Source organism: Daeguia caeni, from assembly GCF_042653845.1.
Lineage (GTDB): Bacteria > Pseudomonadota > Alphaproteobacteria > Rhizobiales > Rhizobiaceae > Brucella > Brucella caeni.
In genome coordinates this window covers 1-21434 of the sequence record NZ_JBHSEL010000107.1, presented here as the reverse complement: position 1 = coordinate 21434, position 21434 = coordinate 1, and the positions used below count along the sequence as shown (strand labels likewise).

The window sequence follows — 21434 nt, the reverse complement described above, 5'->3', positions numbered from 1 at the left end:
TCTGATCCTCCGTAGTTTTTGCAAACATAGAGAATCATAAACTACTGAAATCGCTCAACTTAATTTTCGGTCGGGCTCTTAAGCAAAAGAAAATCCAAAACAGGAAACAGACATGTCGAAGCGCGCCGGTTTGCTGGCTTCTGCCCTTGGCTTCATGCTGCTCATGCCCTCTGCCCTGGCAGCCCCCCTCTGCGGCACAGAAAAGAAGCCGAACGCCAGCGAGATCAGAAATTATCAACAGCTGATTGCAAAGGATTTTGTTGATCGGCTGGAGCCCGACAATGAAGGCCGTGCATTGAAAGCCGATCAGGTCGAGTTGCATGAGATCGTTGCAATGGACGGCTGGTTTTATGCGCGCATTGACACGCCCTATAGCGAAACCGGCTATTTCTATTATGACAATACCAACGGCAAGCCCGTGTTCAGGGATGTCATGGGCGGTATGATTGAGCCAGACGCCGAAAACTGGCTGCTGCAATGGTTCAGGGATCTCGGTGCGCCGCAATCGGTGGGCAAATGCTTCACCCGGATTTTGCTTTCCCAATAGCCTGAACAAAAACCCCGCCGGGGCGGGGTTTCTGTTAACTGGCAGACTGTTTTCAGGCGAAGTCGAGTGGACGGTCGCCGTTTTCGTCCTTGATGCGCGTCGGCAAGCCTATATTGTTGAGAATGTGCAGGAATGGCTTTGGATTGAGCTCTTCCACATTCACCATCTTCTTCACATCCCATTCGCCGGAAGCAATCAGGATTGCGGCTGCAACCGGCGGAACGCCAGCCGTATAGGAAATGCCCTGCGAACCGACTTCGTTATAGGCTTCCTTGTGGTCGGCAACATTATAGATGAAGACTTCCTTCTCCTTGCCGTCCTTGATGCCCTTGACGAAATCACCAATGCAGGTCTTGCCCTCATATTCCGGTGCCAGCGAAGCCGGATCCGGCAACACGGCCTTGACCACCTTGAGCGGCACGACTTCCAGACCTTCGGCGGTCCGCACCGGCTGTTCGGACAAAAGGCCCAAATTCTTCAGAACCGTGAAGACATTGATGTAATGGTCGCTGAAGCCCATCCAGAAGCGGACATCGGCATTCGGATAGTTCTTCGACAGCGAGTGGATTTCGTCATGGCCGGTCATATAGGCCTTGCGCTCGCCGACAACCGGCAGATCAAAGGTCTTGCCGATTTCGAACATCTTGTTGGTCTGCCACTGGCCATTCTGCCAGGAATAGACAACGCCAGTGAATTCGCGGAAATTGATTTCCGGATCAAAATTGGTGGCGAACCACTTGCCGTGGCTGCCGGCATTGATGTCGACGATGTCGATGGACTTCACCTCATCGAGATAATCGTCAGCGGCAAGGCGCGCATAGGCATTGACAACACCCGGATCGAATCCGACGCCGAGGATCGCAGTAATGCCCTTTTCCTCGCATTCCTTCAGATGCTTCCATTCATAATTGCCATACCAAGGCGGGGTCTCGCAGATCTTCTTCGGATCTTCGTGAATGGCGGTATCCATGTAAGCCACGCCCGTATCGATACAGGCGCGCAAGACCGACATATTGAGGAAGGCTGAGCCGACATTGATGACGATCTGAACGCCCGTCTTGCGGATCAGCGCCTTGGTGGCTTCCACATCCATGGCATCCAGTGCATGCGCTTCCAGCTTGACCTCGGTCTTGAGGCTCTTCTTCTCGCGCACGGATTCGATGATCTTGCGGCACTTCTCAACCGTGCGGGACGCGATGTGGATATCCCCCAATACGTCAGAGTTCTGGGCACATTTATGCGCCACAACCTGCGCCACGCCCCCGGCGCCGATAATGAGAACGTTCTTCTTCATTTTACGTCGATGCTTCCTCTTCCAGCGGTTTCCCGCGTCTTCTCGTTAACCCTGTTGATTTTCCTGCCCGGCAAGTTTCCGGATGTCGTCCTCGCCGGGAAAGTTCTTGGCAAAGCCCTGCCGGTTTGCCGACCGGGCATGAAAGCGGACAAGCCGCCAAAGGTCGCTTATGAAAGCGACCGTTCAAAGTCCGCATAGTCAAAATCGCGGACCAGCCTGATTGTGCCATCAAGCTCACGAACAGCGATGGCTGGCATTTTCACACCATTGAACCAGTTTTTCTTGACCATCGTATAGCCGGCGGCATCCTGAATGGAGAGGCGGTCGCCGACCTTCAGTTCCTTCTCGAAATTGAACTCGCCGAATACGTCGCCGGCCAGACAGGACTTGCCGCAGATCATGTAGCTGTATGCACCCGTGTTCGGCTCCATCTTGGCCTTTTCACGATAGATCAGCAGATCAAGCATATGCGCTTCGATGGAGCTGTCGACGATGGCAAGATTCTTGCCGTTGAACAGCGTATCAAGCACCGTCACTTCAAGCGTGGTGGTTTTGGTAATCGAGGCCTCGCCCGGCTCAAGATAGACCTGAACCCCGAATTTTTCCGAAAAAGCCTTCAGACGGGCACAGAAATCATCAACCGGATAGTTTTCGCCGGTAAAATGAATGCCACCGCCAAGGCTTACCCATTCAACGCGGCTGAGGAGCGCGCCGAATTTTTCCTCGATCTGTGTCAGCATACGGTCAAACAGACCGAAATCGGCATTTTCGCAATTGTTATGGATCATGAAGCCGGTGACACGATCCATGACCGTCTCGATCCTGGCAACATCCCATTCGCCAAGACGGCTGAACGGACGTGCCGGATCGGCAAGATCAAAGCTAGACGACGAAATACCCGGGTTCAGACGCAGGCCGCGCTTGATATGGGCGGCCTTGTCGGCAAAGCGTTCAAACTGGCCGATCGAATTGAAAATGATCTTGTCGGCATGCGAAATGACTTCATCGATCTCATGATCGGCATAGGCCACGCTATAGGCATGGGTTTCGCCGCCAAACCGTTCATGACCAAGGCGCACCTCATTGAGCGAGGATGAGGTCGTGCCATCCATATACTGGCTCATCAGATCGAAAACCGACCATGTCGCGAAACATTTGAGCGCCAAAAGCGCCTTGGCGCCAGACTTCTCGCGCACATAGGCGATCTTTTCCATGTTGCGCTTCAGCTTGGATTTGTCGATCAGATAATAGGGCGTCTGGATCATGGGCGCTCCCGCGGCATTCTCTTGGGGGTATTGCCATGGCCTCAGGCCAGGCTGTGCCGGCCGGGAGGCTGAGCCTCCCCCGGACCGTTTGAAAGGCTTATAGAAAGCTTGTGACAGAAACACAAATCCACAAGGCCATTTTGTTCAAAAATTCCTTGTATATGCACGATTTATCCCCGTCCTTGCAAAAAACGGCCTGCCGCGCAAGGACATGCTCCCGGAATGCGCCCAAATAGAACAGTGTTTCTTGCCGCAGGAGCCGGCAGCATATATTTGCGGCTGACGCCCTGCCGTATCCAGTCTTGCGCATCAGGCTTGCGAAGATGAAGGCCGGTTGCGGCGGCAGGATACACTGGCGATCTGCATGATGCGCATGATGCAATTGCAACGGGAAATGCACCGAAAGACTTGATGTTGGGAAACATTGCGATTATCCCCGTTGCACAAGTCCTCCCCGGTCACGCCAATGGCGGGTTCCCGTACAAAGGCAGACGGCGTTTGACTGCGTGAAGCCACCCGAAAGGCAGCTCAATCAGGTCGTAGACGCGCTCATCTTTGATCGCGGTCAAGGCGCCCTGCCCCGTTCCATGACACGTTTCGCTGAAACGTAGCCAACCAGACAGAGACGTTGCGAAAATGAGCAGCAATTTTAACCTGGAAACCGTAATCGACGTCCACCACTGGACAGACAGACTGTTTTCCTTCCGCACGACACGCAATCCCGGTTTCCGTTTCCAGAGCGGCCAGTTTGTCATGATCGGCCTCGAAGTTGAGGGCAAGCCGCTTCTGCGCGCCTATTCCATTGCTTCAAGCGTTTATGATGACGAGCTTGAATTCTTTTCGATCAAAGTGCCAAATGGCCCGCTGACATCACGCCTGCAGCATCTGAAGGTGGGGGACAAGGTGATTGTCGGCAAAAAGCCGGTTGGCACGCTGCTTTATGACAATCTCATTCCGGGCGACAATCTGTGGTTGTTGTCCACCGGCACGGGCCTTGCGCCATTCCTGTCGATCATCCGCGATCTGGAAGCTTATGAACGCTACAAGAAGATCATTCTGGTGCATGGCGTACGGCAGGTGAACGAACTGGCCTATGCCGATCTGATCACCAAGCAATTGCCGGAAGATGAATTCCTCGGCGAATCCGTGCGCGAAAAACTGATCTATTATCCGACCGTAACGCGCGAACCGTTCCGCAATCAGGGCCGTATCACCGATCTCATTGCTTCAGGCAAGCTGTTTGCAGATCTCGATCTGCCGAAATTCAACGAGGACAATGACCGGATCATGCTGTGCGGCAGCCCGGAAATGCTGGCCGACATGCGCAAGATTCTGGAAGGTTATGACTTTGAGGAAGGAAGCCAGAGCGAAGCCGGCCATTTCGTCATCGAAAAGGCCTTTGTCGAGAAATAAGCCGGCACGCAAAGTAAAATTGTGAAGGGAGGCCTCGCCTCCCTTTTCATGCCTCGAAATCAAGCCCAATGTCGAGATTGGGCGCGCTATGCGTCGTCCAGCCAACCGAAATCAGGTCAACGCCACTTGCCGCAACAGCGGCAACCTTTTCCGGCGTAATGCCGCCAGAGGCTTCCGCAATGGCACGGCCATTGATGATGGCAACCGCCTCGCGCAACATATCCGGCGACATATTATCCAGCAGAACGGCGTCAACGCCGATTTCCATGACCTCGCGCAGCTGGTCGAGCGTGTCGACTTCCACCTCGATCTTGACCATGTGCCCGGCATGGGCCTTGGCGCGTTCAATCGCCACGCGCACGTTGCCTGCAACGGCAATGTGATTGTCCTTGATCAGCACGGCATCATAAAGCGCAAACCGGTGGTTCATGCCGCCGCCAGCGCGCACGGCATATTTCTGCAAGGCACGCAGACCCGGCGTGGTCTTGCGGGTACAGACGATCGACGCCTTCGTGCCTTCAGCCGCCTTGACGAGGCCTGCCGTGGCGCTGGCAATGCCTGACAAATGACCAAGGAAATTAAGCGCCGTGCGTTCGGCGGCAAGGATGGAGCGCGAATTGCCGGACACGCGCGCCACTTCGTCACCTGCCTGCAGCGCATCGCCATCGCGCACGAAGCGATCGAACTTGACTGTCGGATCGATCAGGCGAAATGCCATTTCGGCAATGTCGAGACCTGCGATCACGCCCGGCTCTCGCACACGAAACAGCATGGCCGACTGATGATCCTCCGGCACGACGGCATTGCTGGTAATGTCACCGGCAAGGCCCAGATCTTCCAGCAGTGTTGCCCGTACCAGTGGTTCGATGACGAGCGGAGAAAGGCGTGGCAAATGCATCAGGCTGTCCTTGAAAGGGGCTGGGATGCGGCCAGTTCGCGGGCGAATGCGAAAGCCTCATCCATGGTGAAAAGCTTGCGCGTACCGGACGCGTTTTTATGCGGATAATCGGTGCGGGCATGACTGCCGCGCGATTCACAGCGTGCGAATGCCGCAACCGCCATGGCGAGCGCTACAGCGGCGGCATCATCATGCCCTGCTTTTGGCAGCAAAGCGCAAATCGCAGCGCGCAGGCCTGTTTCATGGCGCAAGATGCCAAGTCCGCGCGAAACAATGGCGCGCACAGGCGCTGGATCACTCATCTGCGGCAGGCTCACAGGCTCAAGCCGCACTGTTGCTGCTGTCATTTCACTGGCAATGGCCCGGCCGGCATTGAGCCCCATGACGGCAGCTTCGAGAAGCGAATTGCTGGCAAGGCGGTTTGCGCCATGCAGACCCGTGCAAGCCGCCTCACCCACTGCCCAAAGGCCGGGCACATTGGTGCGGCCATCGCAGTCAGCGGCAATGCCGCCCATGTGATAATGCGTTGCCGGACGAACCGGAATCGGCATACGGGCCGGGTCAATGCCATGTTCCTGACAAAGCGCAAATATGCCCGGAAAACGGCGTACAAAACCCTCGCCCAGGGCTGCACGTGCATCCAGATAGACCTTGCGTCCGGCATCGATCTCGGCTGCAATGGCGCGTGCAACAACATCACGTGGTGCAAGCTCCTGCCCCGGCTGATCCGCCATGAAGCGTTCACCGCGATCATTGATGAGAATGGCACCCTCGCCGCGCACGGCCTCGCTGATCAGCGGCAGGCGTGGCGCGGAAACGGCCAAGGCAGTCGGGTGAAACTGGACAAATTCCATGTCAGCCAGTCTGGCGCCGACACGACCCGCCAAGGCTGCTCCCTGCCCCAGATTGCCAAGTGGCGTGGTGGTTGCTTCATAAAGCCCGCCCGCCCCACCAGTGGCAAGAACAACGGCACGTGCTGCAACCGGGCCCTTGCCTTCGAGACAAACGCCGACCACACGATCATCACGCTTGATCAGACGCAGTGCGCGACAATCTTCCAGAATCGTGATGGAAGCAGTTTCCCGCACCTTTGCGACAAGCGCCTTTACAATGCCTGCCCCCGTCGCATCGCCATCGACATGGACAATGCGATGGCGACTATGAGCGGCTTCGAGCCCCAGCGCATAAGAACCATCCGGCTTGCGGTCGAAACGAACGCCGTGGCTTTCAAGCGCCATGATCGCATCACGCCCGCGACCGACAATTTCACGCGCACTTGCAGCATCACACAGCCCGTCGCCTGCAGCCAAAGTATCGGCCAGATGAAGGCTTGTATCATCATCCACGCCAATGGCAGCGGCAACACCACCTTGTGCGAGCGGGCTTGAACCTGCCTGGCCCAGCCTGCCTGCCGTCACCAGAACAACCGGCATGGGCGCAAGGGTGAGTGCTGTCATCAGGCCAGCCAGACCGCTGCCGATGACAATGACCGGGGCGGCGCTCATACTGCCAGCATCCGCTCAACGGCTCGACGCGCTGCCTCGGCAATGGCTGGATCAACGGTCACTTCGTGACGGTTGAATTCCAGTGCCTCACGAATATTGGCCAGCGAAATCCGCTTCATATGCGGGCAGAGATTGCACGGACGGATGAATTCAACATCCGGATGATTGACCGCAACATTGTCGCTCATCGAACATTCGGTCAAAAGCACGACGCGCTCAGGCCTTTTCTCGCCGACATAATCCGACATGACGGCAGTTGAGCCGGAGAAATCTGCCGCAGCCACCACATCCGGCGGGCATTCCGGGTGCGCCAAAACGATTACACCCGGATGGCTGGCGCGCAGTTCCTGAATATCGGCAGGTGTGAAACGCTCATGCACTTCGCAATGACCATGCCAGGCAATGATTTCAACATTGGTTTCGCGCGCGACATTTTTGGCAAGATATTCGTCCGGGATCATCAGGACACGCGGCACGCCAAGCGATTCAACAATCTTTTTCGCATTGCCAGAGGTGCAACAGATGTCGGATGCGGCCTTGACCGCAGCTGACGTGTTGACATAGGTGATGACCGGCACGCCCGGATAGGTCTCACGCAAGAGAGCCACATCCTCCGGCGTAATCGAATCTGCCAGCGAGCATCCAGCCCCCATATCCGGGATCAGCACGGTCTTTTCCGGGTTCAGGAGCTTTGCCGTCTCGGCCATGAAATGAACACCGGCCAGAACAATCACATCGGCATCAACCTCGGTTGCCTTGCGCGCCAGTGCAAGGCTGTCACCGACAATATCGGCCACACAATGGAAGATTTCCGGTGTCTGGTAATTATGCGCCAGAATGACGGCATTACGCTTTTTCTTCAGTTCCAGAATTGCGGCAACATCGTCTTCAAAGCCCATCCACTCAACTTTCGGCACCACATTGGCGATGCGGCTATAGAGGCTGGACACGGTTACATTCATCGGGCTTCTCCGCAATCAATTATACTCACTTTGAGCATATCTAATACGAATAGATATACTCGATTTGAGCATATTGTCAATCGCGGGAGACTGGCAGCTTTGTTCCCATCAGATGATGTTCAGAAAGGGCGCGTTCTTCCAGAATGGAATAGCGGAAGCGGAAAAGCTTGGCTGGACGACCGCCGGTTTCGCCATGGGTTTCGCCGGTTTCCTCGACCAGATTCTGCTGTTCGATCAGGCGGCGGAAATTCTGCTTGTGCAATGGCAGGCCGGCCAGCGCCTCGACGCTGCGCTGCAATTGCAGCAGCGTAAAGCTTTCCGGCATCAGTTCAAAAACCACCGGGCGATATTTGATCTTGGCGCGCAGCCGCGACATGGCCGTTGCCAGAATGCGCCGATGATCGCCGAACATTGGCCGACCAAGCTCGTCTTCCGCCCCGGCTTCCGTCACAAGGCCCGCCTCGTAAAGCAGCTCATAGCGCTGCAGCGCAAGGTCTTCGTTCCAGCTTGCCCCCTCAAGACCGAAGGTGAAATTGATGCGGCGCAGACGCTGTTCTGTGAGATAGGGGGTTTCAGCCTGATAGGCCCAGACCAGCAGCGCATTGCTGAGATCGGCCATGATTTCCGGCACGCCCTGGCGATGGTCTTCCCATGGCAGATAATCATACCAGCCGCGCCAGCTTGCCTGTCCGGCGGCGGCACTTTCACGCACAAGGCCGAGATAGCTGATCGAAATGATGCGCTCACCTTCCGGATGACGGTCACGATCGGCAAAAGTGTAAAGCTGTTCGAGATAGCCAACCGGATGCGCCGTTTCCGACTGCACCCAGGCGCGCAAACCGGCCTGTAACGAGCGGTATTCTGTCTCGAACGGGCCGGATGGCAGGGCCTGCCCCTGCCGCACGGTCATGACGCGCGGCTGTTCTCCCGTGACGGCGATCAGAACGGCAATCAGTTCGGTATGCGCAATATCGTTTGTCACAATGACCTCCTGCATGGAGCATCCCAGTGCATAGAGGCATTGAACGCGATTGCCGCCCGATGACAAGACGGCCGGGGCCGTCCGCCACAATTATTCGCAATCAACCCTTTGGCCTTGCGCCAAAAACATGTTCCGGCCCGGGAAATCTGCGCGCCTGCACATCCTCGGCATAGGCTTTGACTGCCTCGGAAATCTGCGGGGCAAGTGACGCATAGCGCTTGACAAAACGCGGCGTGAAATCCTGGAACAGCCCCAGCATATCATCGGAAACAAGAATCTGGCCGTCACAGGCAGGAGATGCACCAATGCCAACCGTCGGCACGGCAAGGCTTGCGGTAATTTCGCGCGCAAGCGGTTCGACCGTGCCTTCAATGACAATGGCAAAAGCGCCCGCATCGGCAATGGCTCTGGCATCCCGGCGAATCCGTTCGGCCTCTTCATCGCCGCGCCCAAGCGAGCGGAAACCACCGACCGTATTGACCTGCTGCGGCATCAGCCCGACATGGCCGAAAACCGGAATGCCACGCTTGACGAGGAAAGCCACTGTCTCGGCCATTTCCTCGCCACCCTCAAGTTTCACACCATCGCAGCCCGTCTCGCGCATCACACGCGCGGCATTGCGGAAGGCCTGTTCTTTAGATTCCTGATAGGAGCCGAAAGGAAGATCAACAATGACGCAGGCATGGTTTGCCCCGCGCATGACGGCCTGACCATGGGCAATCATCATGTCGAGCGTGACGGCAAGGGTCGATTCCATGCCGTAAAGCACCATGCCGAGAGAATCACCGACCAGAAGCAGGTCGCAATGCGGATCAAGCAGCCGTGCGATTGGCGTCGTATAGGCGGTGAGGCTGACAATCGGCCGATCGCCTTTCATGGCCTGAATGGCCCTTGGCGTCAGGCGTTTCTGTGTGACGGGTGCGCTCATCTCAGGCCGCCTTTTTCTCTGCGTGGTCAGCGATCACGCGATTGTCGAGCAAACGCGTCGTGCCTACGCGCACGAACAAGGCAACCAGCACGGGCTGTCCCTGCAGATGGGTGAGACGTTCCAGCGTAGCCGGGTGGCGCAGGGCGACAACTTCCGGTGCGGCCAGCGGCTCAGTCTCTATGAAGGCCCGAATTGCAGCTTCCAGCGCTTCCGGATCATCCATTCCGGAGCGATAAAGCCGTTCTGCCTCATCAAGAGCCCTTGGCACGATGATGGCCGCCTTTCGCTGCTCCGGCGTCAGATAGACATTGCGCGACGAGCAGGCCAGACCATCATCCTCGCGCACGGTCGGCACGCCGACCACCCGCACCGGAATGGCAAGATCTTCCACCATACGGCGGATGATGGTGAGCTGCTGATAATCCTTTTCGCCGAAATAGGCGGCATCAGGCCCGACAATGTTGAAAAGCTTGCTCACCACCGTGGCAACGCCGGCAAAATGGCCAGGGCGTGCCTCACCCTCCATCTGGTTGCCAAGCTGCGGCACATCCACAACCGTCTGCATCGGGCGCGGGTACATGTCCGAGACTTCCGGCGCAAACAGGAAATCAACCCCTGCCCCTCGCAGCAGATTGGCATCGCGTTCAAGATCACGCGGATATTTGTCGAGATCCTCATTGGCGCCAAATTGCAGCGGATTGACGAAGATGGAGACAACGCTCACTTCGTTTTCGGCACGCGCGCGGTGCACCAGCTCCAGATGACCCTTGTGGAGATAGCCCATGGTCGGGACAAAGCCGATGCGCTTGCCACCCTGACGCAAGGGCGCAAGCGCCTGACGCAGCGCCTCTATCGTGCGGATAATCTGCATAAGTCCTCCCTAAACAGATTTCAGGGGCCTCCTACAGCTTAAATGCGCATCTGGCAACTGCTCTCTGTTGGCCAGGGCAATTCAGATTTTCACGGAAACGCTGAACTGCTCCGGCATATTGTCTCTTCCCAAGCTCCCGGACGAAAACCGCCACCCACTTTTCCTGGAACTGCTTGTTGCGTTTGCGCAGTTCCGGATGGAAAACCGGTGCCCACTTTTCCTGGAACTGCTTATGGCGCAACCGCTCCCATCGTATTGCCAACCGCACGGCCAAAACGGTCGATCTGCGCATCATAGTTCTTGCGCGTAGTCGGATCAAAGACGGCGATCGGTGCCGTGACAACCAGCGAAGCGGCACTGCCCACACCCTGCGCCGCGCCAAGGGCAACAGCACCAAGGCGATCACCAACACCAATATTGGAGTCGGTAATGGTCTGGCCATTGACGAGACGGGTGCCGATCAGCTGCACCACTTCCGGGCTTTCGGCGAATTTGCTGTGATTCAGCCTGTCACCCGCCTTGAGCCGCGTCAGATCAATCACCGTAATGCCCGCCTTTTCCAGCGCGCTGCGATAGGGCTCGACCGTCGGGTCAATCTGGCCAAGCCGGTCAATATTGCCGGAAATGCGCCGCGACAGGCTGAGCGCGCGGTCATCACGCGAGACAAACAGGGTAAAGCGCGGATGATCCTTGCCCATGGCGAGGAACTGCTTGGCGAACACATCGACATCAAGATCGGGTGAGGCAAGGATGACATTGGTGATTTTGGGATTCACCCGTCCATCACGGATTGCCATCTGGCGCAGCGCCTCGACCGTCAGCCAGCTTCCCATGGAATGGGCCATGACCGTGATGTCCTTTACGCCCGGCTCTTTTGCCAGCGTGCGCAGAACCTGTTCCAGCGCATCGCGCGAATAGTTCGTGCTTTCCTTGTCGTAATTATAATCGAAAATGCTAGCGCGGGACGGCCAGGTGAAAATGACCGGCGCCACTTTGGCCCCTGAATCATGCACAATCTGGGCAAAGCGATAGACGGAATCTTCAAACGTATTGTTGAAGCCATGGACAAAAACCATCACCCGGCCGTTTTTCGGCAAATGGCGGCGGATCCATGCAGCTTCCTGCAGATTGGTCTTGATCGGGGTCACGCTGACCGTGGTAAAATCCGTCATCGGGTTTGGCGGCAGCTTTCTTGGCCACTGAACCTCGCCCACCTTACGGTTTTTCTCCGGCGGAATGGAGACAACGATATCGGCCATGGAGACCAGATTGTCGCGTTCGCCGGTAAAAAGCGTGGCCGGATCGCCTGACGGTGCACGCGTCGTGGCCACCAGCAGATCAACAGTCGAAGCTTCCGGAACTGTCTTGCCCACAGGCGTCAGGACACCTGTCGGACGGCTGGCACAAGCAGCCAGCATCAGGGCGCACAATAACAAGGCCGGCACTGAACGAACAAATTTTCGCAACCAATTTCTCCTGCGGGCCGTTAAATACCCCAGAGATTTATTAAACACAATTTAGTGCCAGTTGAATATGCAGCATGGAAGATCTGCACCGGGAAAGCGAGTGCGCCCATACGACAAAAAGATATGTGGCAAAAGCGTTACACACTGTTCAGCGATTGCCTCTTTTCCTGCGGCTGTTTTCAACCAATATCAATCAATCGAAAACAAACCCGCAGTTGCGGCGAGGAAAAGCAATGGCTCTCGAACTCACAGGACTGCATCATCTGACCGCGATCACCGCCGATGCGCCGGCAAACCACCGCTTCTATACCGGGACATTGGGGCTCAGACTGGTCAAGAAAACCGTCAATCAGGATGATACCAGCGCCTATCATCTGTTCTATGCCGATGGGCTGGCAACCCCCGGCAGCGACATCACCTTCTTCGACTGGCCGGTTGAACCGGAACGGCGCGGCACGCGCAGCATCGTGCGCACCGGCCTGCGCGTCAATGGCGTTGAGACACTCGACTGGTGGCGCGACCATCTGCAGGCAAAAGGCGTGCGGGTCGGCGACATTATCGAGGTTGCAGGCCGCGCGGCACTTGATCTGGAAGACCCTGAAGGCCAGCGCCTGCGGCTGACCGATGATGGCGGCAAGGGAAGCGGCAATGTCTGGGACAAAAGCCCGGTTCCGCCCAAACATCAGATCCGTGGCCTGGGGCCGATCACACTGAGCGTGCCAGATCTGGCGCCAACGAGGCTGGTGCTGGAAAAGGTGATGAACATGCACGAGACCGGCGATTACAGATCGCCGGATGGCGAGGGCCATGTGCATGTCTTTTCCATGGGCCAAGGTGGTGCGCATGCCGAACTGCATGTCGCCGTGCAGCCCAATCTGCCGCCGGCACGACAGGGAGCTGGTGCAGTGCATCATGTCGCCTTCCGCACACCGGATGTCGAGACCATGCATGAATGGATGGAGCGGCTGCGCAGCCTGCGCGTGCCATCAAGCGGCGAGGTCGAGCGCTATTATTTCCGTTCGCTCTATTTCCGCGAACCCAATGGCATTCTGTTTGAAATCGCAACCGACGGTCCCGGATTTACCGTCGATGAACCGCTTGAAAGCCTTGGCGAAAGCCTGTCGCTCCCGCCTTTTCTGGAAGACCAGCGCGCAGCAATCGAACGGCGCTTAAAGCCGCTTGACTAAAGCCGTTCCAGGAAAAGTGGACACCGGTTTTCCGTCCTGTACTGCGGACAGACAACATGTCAAAGCAGTTCAACGGTTCCGTGAAAATCTGAATTGCTTTCGCCACCCCTTGCGGCGCGAAACAACATGCAGCCATGATGAACATGCGGCCCTGCTGCCGGCTCAAGCGCTTGTGATCGCCCTGCGGCGCTGTTTCTGCTAAAGCAGCTCCAGAAAAAAGGAACTGGCCTCTGCCTGGAGCCACGAAACAACATGTCAGAGCAATCCAGCGTTACCATGAAAGCTGGGCCGCCCCAAGCCACGCAAGGAAAAGCCTGCGGACGCCGTCAATTCTGTGCCCGCTTGATTTCAATCAATGCCGCGCCGGCCAATAGTGGCAAATTGCCCGCCATTGCGCCATGGACGCGAGCCCCCAAACGCGCTAGTTAGAAGAAAAATAAGGAGCGCAGAATGAACTATCGTCGTTTTTTCGAGGACGCGATCGATCAGTTACACGCCGAAAAGCGGTATCGTGTATTTGCAGACCTTGAACGAATTGTTGGACGTTTCCCCCGCGCGATCTGGCGCAACAACGGCACTGCCCGTGAAATAACCGTCTGGTGCTCCAATGATTATCTCGCCATGGGACATCACAAGGATGTCATCAGGGCGATGTGCGACACGGCAAGCAATGCAGGTTCCGGTGCGGGTGGCACCCGCAATATTTCCGGCACCAATCACCCGCTTGTCGAACTCGAACAGGAGCTGGCCGACCTACATGGCAAGGAAGCCGGTCTGGTATTCACATCCGGCTTTGTTTCCAACGAAGCCTCGATCTCGACCATCGGCCGCCTTCTGCCAAACTGCCTCATCCTGTCTGACGAGCTGAACCATGCCTCGATGATCGAAGGCGTGCGCCGCTCCGGCGCAGAAAAGAAGATTTTCCGTCACAATGACGTCGAGCATCTTGAACAGCTGCTCAAGGCAACCGACCGTTCGCGCGCCAAGCTGATCGTGTTTGAATCGGTCTATTCGATGGATGGCGATGTTGCGCCAATCGCAAAGATTGCCGATCTCGCCGAAAAATATAATGCCATGACCTATATTGATGAGGTTCATGCGGTTGGCATGTATGGCCCGCGCGGCGGCGGCATTACCGACCGCGAAGGTCTGGCGCATCGCATCGATGTGATCGAAGGCACGCTTGCAAAGGCCTTTGGCGCGCTTGGCGGTTATATTACCGGCTCGCGCGCAATCATTGATGCCGTACGCTCCTATGCGCCGGGCTTCATCTTCACGACCGCCCTGCCGCCTGCGGTTGCCGCTGCCGCAACGGCTTCGATCCGTCACCTCAAGACCTCGAATGCCGAACGCGAAGCGCATCAGCGTCAGGCCCAGCGCACCAAGGATGTGCTGGCGGCAGCAGGCCTGCCGGTCATGCCGTCCGAAACCCATATTGTGCCGGTGCTGGTTGGCGATCCGGAACTTTGCAAGATGGCAAGCGACCGTCTGCTTGAAGTCCATGGCATCTATATTCAGCCGATCAACTATCCCACCGTGCCGCGCGGTACGGAACGCCTGCGCATCACGCCTTCGCCGCTGCATGATGACAGCCTGATCGAAGGGCTGAAGGATGCGTTGCTGGAAGTCTGGAACACGCTGGGCATTCCATTTGCCGAGCCGAGACAGTCGCAGCCGGCCTCGTCGGAGCGCATCGTACCGCTGATGGTCTCAAAGGCTGGCGGTTAGATTGTCATAGCGCAGTTCCGGACGGAAAACCGGTATCCACTTTTCCGGCACTGCCTGTCTTATGCTTTTCGTGTCTGAACAGGCATAATGAAAGCGCTGTGAAAGGGCCTGCCCCTTTCGCAGCGGCGCGGGGCGGATCGTTGGAACTGCAGACCATTTGATGGGGCGTGTTGGAGTCGGATCGCCCTCGTCTTTCCCTTGAGGCCTGAAGATACCCGCAGCACAGCTGCGCATGACAAGCACAGGACAAGAGAAAGATGACCAACAAATGCCAGCGACGTCAGCATTTCAAAAGATCATCTTGCCGCCTACCGCTTGAGTGCCGCTGCATGCAGCCAATCTGCCAATGACAAGAAGGGATACAGAGGCCTCCGGCAGGGCTGGATGGCGCTCAGGACGCCCGCATTATCTATGAGCCAACCATCGAAGGCTGGCCTTGCGCCTGTTGCAAGACAATCAGGCAAGCGGAGCAGCCGCGCCTTCATCCGCGGCGGACGCTCCAATGTCAGGCACGCCACATACATGCCGGCGCTGATGGCCATACGGTTCAACCCGCAGGTCAAGGCAAACTACGAACACCTCAGGGCTGCAGGAAAACCTGCCAAGGTCACAATCACCGCCATCATGTGCAAGCCATCATCCTCGCAAACGCACTGCCGAGATGGACGGAAACGGGCTCAACTCACAGCTTGACCAAAACGGACACTCTAACGCATCAGCAGCTTGTGCAGGAATTGCAGCCAGCTGTCGTTGCGCCGCACCGTCAGGCGTGGAATGCCAAACGGATCGTCACTGGAGGTTGCGCGCCGCTTTTCCGTGGTGGTTGCATTCCTGTAGCCAGCCTCTGCCACGATCTTGCGCAGGCTCGCATTCTCGCCGCCATAAGGATAAGCGAAGGAGATTACTTCCTGTCCCAGAATGTCTTCCAGCCTTTCGCGTGATTCACGGATCTGCATGGTGGCGTCTGCTTCGCTTTGCTGCGGCAGATGCACATGGTCGAGCGTATGGGAGCCAACCTCATGGCCGAGCTCGGCCCATTCACGCATTTCCGCAATGCTCATGCAACTGGCTCTGGGAACACCGATTTTCTGATCCCATTGATTATAGCCGCCAAGCTGGTTGACGACGAAATAATTGGTCGCAGTAAAGCCGAATTCCTGCAAAATGGGCAGGGCGGTGCGGAAGACATTTTCAAACCCGTCATCAAAGGTGATGACGGCAACCTTGCCCTGTTTGCCGCCATAAAGATAAGGCAGGGCATCGCGCAAGGACAGGCCCTGATAGCCCAGCCGCTTAAGCCATGCCATCTGGCTGCGGAAACGCTTCGGATGAACGGTCATGCTGCGAAAGGGCTGGCGATGCCGGGGCGGGATATCGATCTGGTGGTAAAGCAGGACAGGTATGGGCACGGCAATCCTCAATCAGCCGAAAGCGAACGTGATTTGATTTTCCAGCGGTAAAGCGGCCGCAAAATCTCACGTTTCAGCTTATCAGGCAAGGAACGGCGCTTTTGTATGGTGCTGCCGCCAAGTTCACGCGAAATTTCGGTAACGCCGCCAGGAAGCACCGAGAGTGGTTTTACACCTGTTACCCAGAACATCTGGGCCGTGGTGTCAACCGGGCGGTCAAAGCTTTGGGTCGCGTCGAGCAGTTTTCGCGCTGCATTGCGGCCTATGATCTGCGCCACCATGCCAAGCCCGACCGGACAGGGCACAATGATGCGCGTACCATTACGGGTCAGGACTTCCAGGCCGCTTTCCCTGTCGCGGAAAGGCAGGCGGATGAAACTGTCCTTGTCAAGCACGCTGAGTGCCGCTGCAAGGGCATTGGGAAAATCGGATGTCAGCGCCACGTCATCCTCAAACACAAGCCCCGCATCGAGATTCTGATCCACAATGGCCTGCCACGCCTTGCGGTGTGACAGGAAACAGGCAATCTCATCGACACTCAATGCAAAAGGATAGACGGGGCGATGCAGCCTGCGCCGATAGACCTGCGCGATTGTCGCCTGGTCAAGCATGCGCCCGTCAACGGCGCTAACAATTTCTGTCCTGACAGGCAGGCCGGCAATCAGCCGTTCCACCTGCGGCAGACGATCTTCTGCCCGCGCAAGATGGATGATGAAGGCCTTGATGTTCAAGTCCTGCAGGTTCTGCTCAGAAGGGCAAGGATGCGCGTGATCCTGTCTGTCCATGCGAAGCACCCTCCGTTTTCCTGCATCCGGCTTGCGGAAGGCCGCCTTGCAATCCGCCGGAGCCCCGCATGAATATCATCCTGCAGTCTTTAGCGCATGAGTCGACGCGCGTACAGAGCCGCGCGTGCATGATTGCTCTGCTGGCTGGCGCCATGCATGGGGCTTTGGTCAGTCCACCTTGATGATGCGCCCGGTTTCCATATGGCGTTCAACCCAGGCACGTTCGGCAGTCCAGGCATGTCTTTTCCAGCCTTGCCACGTAAAGCCGCAGATCCGGATATCCCAGTCTTCTGCCGGGCATTGTTTCAGCATGTGCCAAATGCCCAAAAAGCCGGTGCTTGGAAAAATCTTGCGCATGTTTTCCTCGGTAATTCCCAGCTCCAGGCAGCCGTCAATATAGAATTCCGGAGGCATGATGCGGATTGGCTTGCCAGCATTGCCAACGACTTCAATCGTCTGCATGGTCCAGTCATCGCGATGACCTTTCAGGCGCGACAATATGTTGGGCTTGGGGTGATAGCGACGAATGATGCTCGGATGATAGACAAACATCACTTCCCTGGCCGCCCTGAATGTCGGCGTGAGGAGAAATTGCGGATCCTGCACATGCCGTTGTGCCGCCTTGCCGGATGTAACCAGCATCAGAAGATCGGTGCGGGTACCACTCAAACCGAATGGTTTTGATGGCTCATTGAAACGAACCACATAATCTGCTGCATCAACTTCACTGGATAAATCACGTGACAGGGGCGCATTGCCGACAATAAAAAGCTGTTTTTTCATTATTTTAAGTTGCAACGCTGAATCGATGTCATCCTTTGCAGTGCTCTTCTCTGCACTGGGGCCGCTTTAGCTCCGAAACAGTCGGAATGAAAGCACATAATAAAAAGTTGTAGGCAGGTTGAACGAGATGGGATCCGGGCGCAGGCGCAAATGGCAAGGCAGCCATGCACTATCTGCACTTCTCATTTTGTGGCAGGAGATACAGACTGGTCTGTGGGAGGAAGGCAAGAACCATAGGGGAACTGAAATGGACCTTCGCTCATATTTTCGCCGCTGGATGGAATATCGCCGCAACCTTGCTGAACTCAGCGAATTTGATGCACGCGAACTCAAGGATATCGGCATGACGCATGCCGACATTTACCGGGTGGCCCGCGAGGCCTTCAAGGCAGACGCCGTCATCGCCAAGCGCAAGACAGCGTCCGCAAAGGCCGGCAAGGCAACACGCGGTGCGGCCCTGTTTGTCAATGCCTGATCAAGTGCTCAGGCTGGGGCAGGCTTATATTTCGCCAGGTTTCCTGAACCGGATATGGATGTCGTCATTTGCCAGATCAAAACCGGCAAAGTTGCGCTGGAAGGCGATAAGGGCATCGTTTACACCCTTTGAATAGTCGTCTTCCTGCACATCAATCGTGTGCCGGTAGATAATTCTGTCGTTCTTGTAAAAGATGACCTGACCTTCCATCGTTGCCTCCTTCTTTCGCCATAAGGCTTGCAAGAGCAGCATTCGGTCATTGCGAGGGCGATAGCACCCATTATGGCAGGTTCTTCTAAGATAGGTCGTGATGGACGGGTTTCAAGTCTGGCCGGCTGTCTGTCTGGTTTCGCCTGAAGCTGCATTACGCTTTTGCGCGCAAAGTGAAAGCCATGCACGCGCGGCGTGGGACAGAAAGGCGCCCTTGCGCCAGATCAGCGCCATGTGCCAGCTGAGATCGGATCCCCTGATGTGGCGGATGCGCACGCCATTATGATGGCGCTGCTCGGCAATCATCAACGGCAGAAATCCGATCCCCATACCGGCGGCAACGAGTTCGACGATGAAGTCGATCTGGCTGGAGCGCACGGCGACATTGGGAATGATGCCGTCCCTACGGCATGTATCGAGAATGATATGATTGAGCGCAAAACCGCTTTCGAACAGAATGAAGGGCTGATCGGCAATATCGCCGAGCGTAACACTGTCCCGGGCGGCAAGCGGATGGCTGGCTGGCAACAGCGCCACCACGGGTTCGCGCTGCACATCCTGCCACTCAAAATCGCTTGCAACCGGCAAAAGCGAGGCGGCAAGCTCCACATCGCCGGCCAGAAGCAGCTCCTCCAGCCGCTTGCTGCCATGCTCGACCAGCTGAATGTCAATATCGGGGTGCTGACTGGTATAATCGGCAAAGATTGGCGCAAACAGAACGCTGGAGCCGATCGGTGGCAGCCCAAGCCGCAAAAGCCCGCGTTTGAGGCCGCGCAATTCATCAAGTTCGGCCAGCATGTCATCCCTTTCGGCAAGTATGGCAAGAGCACGGCGATAGACGATCTCGCCCGCCGCCGTCAGTCGCGCCGGATTGACCTGCCGATCAAGCAGCACAAGCCCCAGCTCGTCTTCAAGCTGCTTCACCGCCTTGCTGACGGTGGACTGGGTGGCATTGATGGTGCGGGCGGCGGCGGAAAATCCGTTCTGCCGCACGACTTCGATGAAGGCCTGAAAACTGCGCAGGTTCATATGATATTCCAATCTGGAATAGATGAAATGAAATCAATTCATTTCAAGAATAATACGGTTCGCCCTATATTCAATCCAGAAATTCATGCACTTCGCATTGGAACAGAACAATGAACGCACATGACTTACTGATCCGCTTTCGTTATGCGCTGCATCAAAGCCGCCTTATGCAGATTGGAACCTTGTCTGCGTTCTGGCTGCTGGGCGAGGGCATTGTTCGTCTGGTGCATCTGCCGATTCCCGGCGGCGTTGTCGGCATGATGCTGGTTCTCGCGCTGTTGTTGAGCGGCCGCATCAGCCTGTTCAGCATGAAGCGTGGTGCAGACTGGTTTCTGGCCGAAATGCTGCTGTTCTTTGTGCCTGCGGTCTTGGCCGTGCTCGACCACCGCGAACTGATTGGCCTTCTTGGCGTCAAGATCATGACCGTAATCCTGCTTGGCACGGTCACGGTCATGAGCATTACGGCGCTGACTGTTGATCTTTGCCTGCGCTGGAGTATGCGCCATGCTGCCCGCTGATACATTTACGGCGATACTCGCCAACCCTTACGTGGCAACGCTGTTCTGGTCGGCGGCAACGATCCTGCTTTATCTTGCTGCCAAACGCCTTTACCGCCGTTTTCCGAAATGGTGGCTGACACCGCTCGGCGTGACGCCGCTTCTGCTGATTGCCCTGGTGATTGGGCTCAACGCCGACTATAGCGGCTATTTCAACGCAACCCATTGGCTGGTTGCCTTGCTAGGACCGGCAACGGTTGCCTTCGCCATTCCAATTTTCCAGCAGCGCGCCACCATCCGTCGTTACTGGTTGGTGCTGATGGTGGGGGTATTGGTCGGCAGTTCGGTTGCCATGCTGTCGGCATGGGTGCTGGCCCAGCTTCTGGGGCTTAATGAAGCCATCCGCCTGAGCCTTCTGCCACGTTCCATGAGCACGCCCTTTGCCATGACGGTTTCGGGCGGTATTGGCGGCACGCCGGATCTGACGGCAATCTTTGTTGTGCTCACCGGCGTATTTGGCGCTGCACTCGGTGAAGTCATGCTGAACTGGCTTCCCATCCGCACGGCATTGGCCCGCGGCGCGCTGTTTGGCATGGGGGCCCATGGCGCAGGCGTTGCCAAGGCACACCAGATTGGCCGGGAGGAAGGTTCAATCGCCGGTCTGGTCATGGTGCTGGTTGGTCTGGTCAATGTACTGGCAGCACCACTGATTGCCCATCTGCTATACCGGCCATATGGCCTATAGCATTGAAATAATTAAGAAAATACGGGCTTTTCGTATAGGCGCACGCAGTGGCTGCACATTGCGTGCCCTATATTCGTATATGCCGATTTTTTGAGCATGCCCGAAATTGCATGACAGATATGCAATATTAGGCATTGTTGGAAGTGACTGTTCCCGCTAAATATTCAGTCATCGAGTTTACTCCTCCTCCCAAAACTCGATGGGAATACGGTACTCCTCCTCCCAATCGCCGTATTCAAGATCAGGCCGCGCATCCTCCTCCCGCGCGGCCTTTTTCTTTTTTGCTTTCCTGTTTGGTCATTTCCGGATCCGGTCTGGTTCCGGGCGTCTGTTCTTGCGCAATTCAGATTTTCACGAAACCGCTGAACTGCCCTAGAGCAACTCACATTTTGATGGAATCGAAAGGGATTCCCCTTTCGATTAAAATATGATTCAAACTACTGGCTAGTTGGGAG

21 protein-coding genes and 1 pseudogene are annotated in these 21434 nt (G+C 56.4%); 8 read left to right on the top strand and 14 right to left on the bottom strand.

Translation table 11 applies throughout. The features are described from left to right. The first annotated feature begins 112 nt into the window (after positions 1–112). Entirely contained in the window at positions 113–547 is a 435-nt protein-coding gene (locus tag ACFO1V_RS10810) for a hypothetical protein (RefSeq protein ID WP_374834090.1), read from the top strand. A gap of 52 nt (positions 548–599) precedes the next feature. Here the strand turns inward: ACFO1V_RS10810 and ACFO1V_RS10805 are convergent, their stop codons facing one another. Next, positions 600–1841: a saccharopine dehydrogenase family protein gene (locus ACFO1V_RS10805; protein WP_374834088.1), complete on the bottom strand. Its 1242-nt coding sequence runs from the start codon at positions 1839–1841 to the stop codon at positions 600–602. Between the two features lie 167 nt (positions 1842–2008). Next, positions 2009–3106 carry a carboxynorspermidine decarboxylase gene (gene nspC, locus ACFO1V_RS10800; RefSeq protein WP_374834086.1) on the bottom strand — a complete coding sequence of 366 codons (1098 nt, stop codon included), beginning with the start codon at positions 3104–3106 and terminating at the stop codon, positions 2009–2011. 636 nt (positions 3107–3742) lie between these two features. On the opposite strand from nspC, the gene ACFO1V_RS10795 reads away from it, so the two are divergent. After that, positions 3743–4519 (top strand): ferredoxin--NADP reductase, encoded by a 777-nt coding sequence (locus tag ACFO1V_RS10795; RefSeq protein WP_374834084.1) that lies wholly within the window; start codon positions 3743–3745, stop codon positions 4517–4519. Between the two features lie 46 nt (positions 4520–4565). On the opposite strand, the gene nadC is transcribed toward ACFO1V_RS10795, so the two are convergent. The 7 genes from nadC to ACFO1V_RS10760 form a co-directional block, all read right to left on the bottom strand. Then, positions 4566–5417 carry a carboxylating nicotinate-nucleotide diphosphorylase gene (gene nadC / locus ACFO1V_RS10790; protein WP_374834082.1) on the bottom strand — a complete coding sequence of 284 codons (852 nt, stop codon included), beginning with the start codon at positions 5415–5417 and terminating at the stop codon, positions 4566–4568. Continuing rightward, positions 5417–6922 carry an L-aspartate oxidase gene (locus ACFO1V_RS10785; protein ID WP_374834080.1) on the bottom strand — a complete coding sequence of 502 codons (1506 nt, stop codon included), beginning with the start codon at positions 6920–6922 and terminating at the stop codon, positions 5417–5419. Before ACFO1V_RS10785 ends, nadC begins: the two co-directional genes overlap by 1 nt. After that, positions 6919–7884 (bottom strand): quinolinate synthase NadA, encoded by a 966-nt coding sequence (gene nadA, locus ACFO1V_RS10780; RefSeq protein ID WP_374834078.1) that lies wholly within the window; start codon positions 7882–7884, stop codon positions 6919–6921. The genes ACFO1V_RS10785 and nadA overlap by 4 nt, the downstream gene beginning before the upstream one ends. Positions 7885–7960: 76 nt before the next feature. Next, on the bottom strand, positions 7961–8881 hold the full coding sequence (locus tag ACFO1V_RS10775) for an NUDIX hydrolase (RefSeq protein ID WP_374834076.1): 921 nt from the start codon (positions 8879–8881) through the stop codon (positions 7961–7963). A gap of 85 nt (positions 8882–8966) precedes the next feature. Further along, on the bottom strand, positions 8967–9794 hold the full coding sequence (panB, locus tag ACFO1V_RS10770; protein ID WP_374834074.1) for a 3-methyl-2-oxobutanoate hydroxymethyltransferase: 828 nt from the start codon (positions 9792–9794) through the stop codon (positions 8967–8969). A 1-nt stretch (position 9795) separates the two neighbouring features. Continuing rightward, positions 9796–10665 (bottom strand): pantoate--beta-alanine ligase, encoded by an 870-nt coding sequence (gene panC, locus ACFO1V_RS10765; RefSeq protein ID WP_374834072.1) that lies wholly within the window; start codon positions 10663–10665, stop codon positions 9796–9798. Positions 10666–10895: 230 nt separating this feature from the next. After that, a complete protein-coding gene (locus ACFO1V_RS10760) occupies positions 10896–12083 on the bottom strand; it encodes an alpha/beta hydrolase (RefSeq protein ID WP_374834094.1) in 1188 nt (395 codons plus the stop codon). Between the two features lie 281 nt (positions 12084–12364). Between ACFO1V_RS10760 and ACFO1V_RS10755 the strand changes: the two genes are divergently transcribed. The 3 genes and pseudogenes from ACFO1V_RS10755 to ACFO1V_RS10745 form a co-directional block, all read left to right on the top strand. Then, a complete protein-coding gene (locus ACFO1V_RS10755; protein WP_374834071.1) occupies positions 12365–13318 on the top strand; it encodes a ring-cleaving dioxygenase in 954 nt (317 codons plus the stop codon). Between the two features lie 450 nt (positions 13319–13768). Then, positions 13769–15046, top strand: a complete 1278-nt coding sequence (gene hemA / locus ACFO1V_RS10750; protein WP_374834069.1) for a 5-aminolevulinate synthase — start codon at positions 13769–13771, stop codon at positions 15044–15046. A 423-nt stretch (positions 15047–15469) separates the two neighbouring features. Beyond that, positions 15470–15708: pseudogene (locus ACFO1V_RS10745) on the top strand (transposase); the annotation flags it as partial. Between the two features lie 45 nt (positions 15709–15753). On the opposite strand, the gene ACFO1V_RS10740 reads toward ACFO1V_RS10745, so the two are convergent. The 3 genes from ACFO1V_RS10740 to ACFO1V_RS10730 all read right to left on the bottom strand — a co-directional run bounded on the left by ACFO1V_RS10740 (position 15754) and on the right by ACFO1V_RS10730 (position 18023). After that, entirely contained in the window at positions 15754–16455 is a 702-nt protein-coding gene (locus ACFO1V_RS10740; RefSeq protein ID WP_374834065.1) for a polysaccharide deacetylase family protein, read from the bottom strand. 8 nt (positions 16456–16463) lie between these two features. After that, a complete protein-coding gene (locus ACFO1V_RS10735) occupies positions 16464–17186 on the bottom strand; it encodes a glycosyltransferase family 25 protein (protein ID WP_374834092.1) in 723 nt (240 codons plus the stop codon). Between the two features lie 222 nt (positions 17187–17408). After that, positions 17409–18023 (bottom strand): hypothetical protein, encoded by a 615-nt coding sequence (locus ACFO1V_RS10730; protein WP_374834063.1) that lies wholly within the window; start codon positions 18021–18023, stop codon positions 17409–17411. A gap of 247 nt (positions 18024–18270) precedes the next feature. Here ACFO1V_RS10730 and ACFO1V_RS10725 point away from each other — a divergent pair, with 247 nt between their 5' ends. Next, on the top strand, positions 18271–18498 hold the full coding sequence (locus ACFO1V_RS10725) for a DUF1127 domain-containing protein (protein ID WP_374834061.1): 228 nt from the start codon (positions 18271–18273) through the stop codon (positions 18496–18498). Positions 18499–18522: 24 nt separating this feature from the next. Here ACFO1V_RS10725 and ACFO1V_RS10720 read toward each other — a convergent pair whose 3' ends face one another. Together ACFO1V_RS10720 and ACFO1V_RS10715 are read right to left on the bottom strand one after the other, a co-directional pair. After that, entirely contained in the window at positions 18523–18708 is a 186-nt protein-coding gene (locus tag ACFO1V_RS10720) for a hypothetical protein (RefSeq protein WP_374834059.1), read from the bottom strand. Positions 18709–18819: 111 nt separating this feature from the next. Continuing rightward, on the bottom strand, positions 18820–19737 hold the full coding sequence (locus ACFO1V_RS10715; protein ID WP_374834057.1) for a LysR family transcriptional regulator: 918 nt from the start codon (positions 19735–19737) through the stop codon (positions 18820–18822). 110 nt (positions 19738–19847) lie between these two features. Between ACFO1V_RS10715 and ACFO1V_RS10710 the strand changes: the two genes are divergently transcribed. Together ACFO1V_RS10710 and ACFO1V_RS10705 are read left to right on the top strand one after the other, a co-directional pair. Continuing rightward, positions 19848–20255: a CidA/LrgA family protein gene (locus tag ACFO1V_RS10710; RefSeq protein WP_374834055.1), complete on the top strand. Its 408-nt coding sequence runs from the start codon at positions 19848–19850 to the stop codon at positions 20253–20255. Then, the gene (locus ACFO1V_RS10705) at positions 20242–20979 is read left to right on the top strand and encodes an LrgB family protein (RefSeq protein ID WP_374834053.1); all 738 of its coding nucleotides are present in this window, start codon (positions 20242–20244) and stop codon (positions 20977–20979) included. Before ACFO1V_RS10710 ends, ACFO1V_RS10705 begins: the two co-directional genes overlap by 14 nt. The last annotated feature ends 455 nt before the right edge of the window (positions 20980–21434 follow it).

Bases quoted from the DNA above. Each gene is read 5' to 3' on its own strand.
- ACFO1V_RS10795 (WP_374834084.1), top strand. From the start codon at position 3,743: ATGAGCAGCAATTTTAACCTGGAAACCGTAATCGACGTCCACCACTGG.
- ACFO1V_RS10715 (WP_374834057.1), bottom strand. From the start codon at position 19,737: ATGAACCTGCGCAGTTTTCAGGCCTTCATCGAAGTCGTGCGGCAGAAC.
- ACFO1V_RS10755 (WP_374834071.1), top strand. From the start codon at position 12,365: ATGGCTCTCGAACTCACAGGACTGCATCATCTGACCGCGATCACCGCC.
- ACFO1V_RS10760 (WP_374834094.1), bottom strand. From the start codon at position 12,083: ATGCTGGCTGCTTGTGCCAGCCGTCCGACAGGTGTCCTGACGCCTGTG.
- ACFO1V_RS10805 (WP_374834088.1), bottom strand. From the start codon at position 1,841: ATGAAGAAGAACGTTCTCATTATCGGCGCCGGGGGCGTGGCGCAGGTT.
- ACFO1V_RS10720 (WP_374834059.1), bottom strand. From the start codon at position 18,708: ATGGAAGGTCAGGTCATCTTTTACAAGAACGACAGAATTATCTACCGG.
- nadA (WP_374834078.1), bottom strand. From the start codon at position 7,884: ATGAATGTAACCGTGTCCAGCCTCTATAGCCGCATCGCCAATGTGGTG.
- hemA (WP_374834069.1), top strand. From the start codon at position 13,769: ATGAACTATCGTCGTTTTTTCGAGGACGCGATCGATCAGTTACACGCC.
- ACFO1V_RS10785 (WP_374834080.1), bottom strand. From the start codon at position 6,922: ATGAGCGCCGCCCCGGTCATTGTCATCGGCAGCGGTCTGGCTGGCCTG.
- ACFO1V_RS10810 (WP_374834090.1), top strand. From the start codon at position 113: ATGTCGAAGCGCGCCGGTTTGCTGGCTTCTGCCCTTGGCTTCATGCTG.
- ACFO1V_RS10730 (WP_374834063.1), bottom strand. From the start codon at position 18,023: ATGAAAAAACAGCTTTTTATTGTCGGCAATGCGCCCCTGTCACGTGAT.
- panB (WP_374834074.1), bottom strand. From the start codon at position 9,794: ATGAGCGCACCCGTCACACAGAAACGCCTGACGCCAAGGGCCATTCAG.
- nspC (WP_374834086.1), bottom strand. From the start codon at position 3,106: ATGATCCAGACGCCCTATTATCTGATCGACAAATCCAAGCTGAAGCGC.
- ACFO1V_RS10705 (WP_374834053.1), top strand. From the start codon at position 20,242: ATGCTGCCCGCTGATACATTTACGGCGATACTCGCCAACCCTTACGTG.
- panC (WP_374834072.1), bottom strand. From the start codon at position 10,665: ATGCAGATTATCCGCACGATAGAGGCGCTGCGTCAGGCGCTTGCGCCC.
- nadC (WP_374834082.1), bottom strand. From the start codon at position 5,417: ATGCATTTGCCACGCCTTTCTCCGCTCGTCATCGAACCACTGGTACGG.
- ACFO1V_RS10775 (WP_374834076.1), bottom strand. From the start codon at position 8,881: ATGCAGGAGGTCATTGTGACAAACGATATTGCGCATACCGAACTGATT.
- ACFO1V_RS10710 (WP_374834055.1), top strand. From the start codon at position 19,848: ATGAACGCACATGACTTACTGATCCGCTTTCGTTATGCGCTGCATCAA.
- ACFO1V_RS10725 (WP_374834061.1), top strand. From the start codon at position 18,271: ATGGACCTTCGCTCATATTTTCGCCGCTGGATGGAATATCGCCGCAAC.